The 3,533-nt window shown below is 57.2% G+C and carries 2 protein-coding genes and 2 pseudogenes; all 4 read left to right on the plus strand.

Going from position 1 to position 3,533, the window contains the following annotated elements; genetic code table 11:
- Nucleotides 1–297: pseudogene (locus tag GQF02_RS15675) on the plus strand (serine/threonine protein kinase); the annotation flags it as partial.
- A gap of 76 nt (nucleotides 298–373) precedes the next feature.
- Nucleotides 374–1,351, plus strand: coding sequence for a DMT family transporter (locus GQF02_RS15680; protein ID WP_160798390.1), 978 nt, complete (start codon nucleotides 374–376; stop codon nucleotides 1,349–1,351).
- A gap of 181 nt (nucleotides 1,352–1,532) precedes the next feature.
- On the plus strand, nucleotides 1,533–2,882 hold the full coding sequence (locus GQF02_RS15685; protein ID WP_160798392.1) for an MFS transporter: 1,350 nt from the start codon (nucleotides 1,533–1,535) through the stop codon (nucleotides 2,880–2,882).
- Nucleotides 2,883–3,168: 286 nt separating this feature from the next.
- Nucleotides 3,169–3,533, plus strand: a pseudogene (locus tag GQF02_RS15690) (serine/threonine protein kinase); the annotation flags it as partial.

Consider the following 3,533-nt stretch of genomic DNA (forward strand, 5'->3'; position numbering starts at 1 on the left):
TGGCAGATTGTTGATGCCGCCATGCCTGCCCACAAAGAACCGCCTCCGCTGTGCTACAGCTCGGTCTGGCTGTCGATGAACTGCCTGGTACTCGACCACAAGACGGTGATCGTCGAAGCGTCCGAAGTGAACCAGATGGAACAGATGGACAAGCTGGGCATGAACGTGATCCCGATGCCGTTCCGCGATGCCTACGCCTTCGGTGGCGGTCTGCACTGCTCCACCGCCGACGTGTATCGCGAAGGCACGTGTGAGGACTACTTCCCGAACCAGACAGGCGACATCACCCGCGTCTGATCCCTCTGACGGTCTGACAAGGCCCGGCGCATGCCGGGCCTTTTTATAGAAGGTTTACTTATTCAGGAGTCTCGCCATGACCGCTCCCGCCTCTTCATCGACCACCCCCATCAACAAACAAGTCGGTTTTATCAACGCCTTCATCGCGGCCACCCTGATGGGCTTTGTCGGCTTCTTCGCCCGCCACATTGATGCACAAGGCGACTTCATCGCTTTCTCGCGCATGATGTGCGGCGGCATTTTGTTCTTCGCCATCATCGCCTACAAAGGGCGTTTGCTTGAACTGAAGGAATTCAAACTCTCGCCAACAATGGTTCTGTCCGGCTTCTTCATGGGCAACTGCCTGTCGGCCTATATCACCGCCACGCAACACACCTCGATCGCCAACGCGGTGTTCTTCATCTACATCGGCCCCATCATCTCGACCCTGCTGGCCGTGATCTTCCTCAAGGAGAGCATGAAACTCGCCACCTGGTTTGCCCTGCTGGCGGTGTTCATCGGCATGATGATGATCTCCGGCCTGATGTCTATCGATAGCAGCGGGCTCAGCTTCGGCATGCAGTTCTCCGAAAAGACTTTCTTCGGCGACATGATGGCGCTCTACTCCGGCGTGGGTTACGGCCTGTTCCTGTTCTTTGGCCGCTTCCGTACCGAAGTGCCGGGTGACGTACGCGCTTTCTGGAACTTCGTGTTTGCACTGGCCGGCATTACCCTGCTGTTCGTGTTCACCAAACCAACCATCTCGCAAATGACCTCGACCGACTGGATGTGGTGGGTCGGCATCGGCATCGTCTGCGGCTTCGGCGCGCTGGGCACCTGCACCATCGCCACCCGCCACCTGAAAGCGGCCGAATTTGCCTGTGTCTCGTACTGGGAATGCGTGGTGGCATCCCTGTTCGTCGGCCTGATGATCTACGGTGAACCGCTGTCCAGCGCGCAGATGATAGGCGGTGCGATGATTATCGTCGGCGGCATGAGCGAAGTCTTGATCAGCATCCTGGGCAAGTCTTTCAAACGTCCAGACAATGTGACTCTCAAAGCCGGCAGCATCTGATGCTAATCAAACATACACTTATCAAATAAAACTAAGATAGCCATCAGAACCTAAATAGCCAGCCCCAGCGGGCTGGCTTCCCCCCAGCGCCGGACGCTGGCCATCTGACAAAATCGCTCTGCAGCAGAACCATTTTGTGAGACGGCAACGTCAACTGTTTTCAGACAATGGAGGGCCAGTCATGAGTGCTACACACACTGCAATGCATCCACCGGGTCAGTCCCCCGCCCACAGCAGCACACAAACCGATGCCGGCGCCTTGCGCCGTGCCGCAGTCGCCAGCTTTATCGGCAATTTCGTTGAGTGGTTCGACTACGCCGCCTACGGCTATCTCGCCACCATCATCGCGCTAGTCTTCTTCCCGCAAACCGACCAGACCACCGGCCTCCTCGCCACCTTTGCCGTTTTTGCCCTGTCCTTTATCGTGCGCCCGATAGGCGGCATCATCTGGGGGCATCTGGGCGACAAAGTCGGGCGCCGCACAGCCCTCTCGCTGTCCATTTTGATCATGTCGGGCGCCACCTTCTGCATCGCCTTCCTGCCGACTTATGCACAAGTCGGCATGCTCGCGCCCATCCTGCTGCTGATCATTCGTCTGGTGCAGGGCTTTTCCGCATCCGGTGAATATGCCGGTGCCGCCGCCTTCCTCGCCGAATACGCCCCCGAAGGCAAACGCGGCCTCTACACCAGCATCGTGCCGGCCAGTACCGCCGCAGGCCTGTTGTTCGGTGCCCTGTTTGTCGCCATGCTGCATGCGCTGCTCTCGATCGAAGACCTGCACAGCTGGGGCTGGCGCCTGCCATTTTTGCTGGCGGCACCTTTCGGCCTGATCGGCCGCTACATCCGTCTGCATCTGGAAGACACGCCTAAATTCCGCCAGATGGAAAAAAATCTGGAGAAGAAGGAACAGACCCGCAAAGTCCCCATCCGCGAACTGATGGGGAAATACCGGCTGAAAGTCGCCATCGCCTTTGGTGTGACCTGCCTCAATGCCGTCGCCTTTTATCTGATCCTCAGCTATATGCCGACCTATCTCTCCGCCGAAATGGGCATGAGCGCCACCGACTCCTTCCTCGCTTCCACCGTTTCGCTGTCGACCTATATTTTCTTTATTTTCCTGATGGGCATACTGTCCGATCGCTTCGGCCGCAAAACCATGCTGATCAGCGCCTCCATCGCCTTTATCGTGCTGACCATCCCGCTGTTTTCGCTGCTGGACAGCGCCAGCTTCGCCACCATCTTGCTGGTCCAGATTGCCTTTGGCGCCTTGCTCACCATGAATGACGGCACTTTGGCCTGTTTCCTGTCGGAAATTTTCCCGACCCATGTGCGCTATAGCGGCTTCGCCTTCAGCTTCAATTCGGCCAATGCGCTGTTTGGCGGCACCGCGCCCTTTATCGCCACCTGGCTGATCAGTATCACCGGCAGCAAGATGGCACCGGCCTGGTATCTGGTGATTGCCGCGGCGGTTGCGCTGGCAGCCATGCTGCTAAGCCACGAGACCGCACATGAGGCATTGGCTGACGAGTAATCCCTCCTCTTCGCAACAAAGCCGGCCTTGAGCCGGCTTTTTCGTTTTAAACGGCAAGCGCACCTATCCAGAACCTGGATGCAGGCTGATCGGCCTGACTGGTTTTTGATAGTCAGCGACGGTTTTTTATACAGACAAAACCATGCATTTCCGGCCCCGCTTATTCCCCTGACGCTTTGCCTATTTTTTGATAGTCACTGGCCGCTTTTTGGAATGCCAGCCAGTACGGCTATGCGCACAATACGTACCAAGCAAGTGAGATCAACCTCCAAAAAGGGAATGCATCATGACCAAGATTGTTAACTCCTGGAACGACTTCGACCCGCTCAAGCAAGTGATTGTCGGACGCGCCGACCCCAGCTGCGTACCGCAGGAAGAACCAGCAACCTCCGAAAAGGTACCAATCGACAGTCCGATGCGCGGCAGGTGGGGCCCACGTCCACTGGAAACCGTTGAAAAAGCCAACATCCAGCTCGACAACCTGGCCAAGGTACTGGAAGAGCGCGGCATCAAAGTCGACCGTCCAAGTCCGCTGAACTGGAACCAGCCGGTCAACACGCCAGACTTCCGCACCGACTCGATGATGACCTGCATGCCGCCACGCGACACGCTGCTCACCATCGGTAACGAAATCATCGAAGCGGCCATGTC

This window comes from Craterilacuibacter sinensis (assembly GCF_009831765.1).
Classification (GTDB): domain Bacteria; phylum Pseudomonadota; class Gammaproteobacteria; order Burkholderiales; family Chromobacteriaceae; genus Craterilacuibacter; species Craterilacuibacter sinensis.

Bases quoted from the DNA above. Each gene is read 5' to 3' on its own strand.
- GQF02_RS15685 (WP_160798392.1), top strand. From the start codon at position 1,533: ATGAGTGCTACACACACTGCAATGCATCCACCGGGTCAGTCCCCCGCC.
- GQF02_RS15680 (WP_160798390.1), top strand. From the start codon at position 374: ATGACCGCTCCCGCCTCTTCATCGACCACCCCCATCAACAAACAAGTC.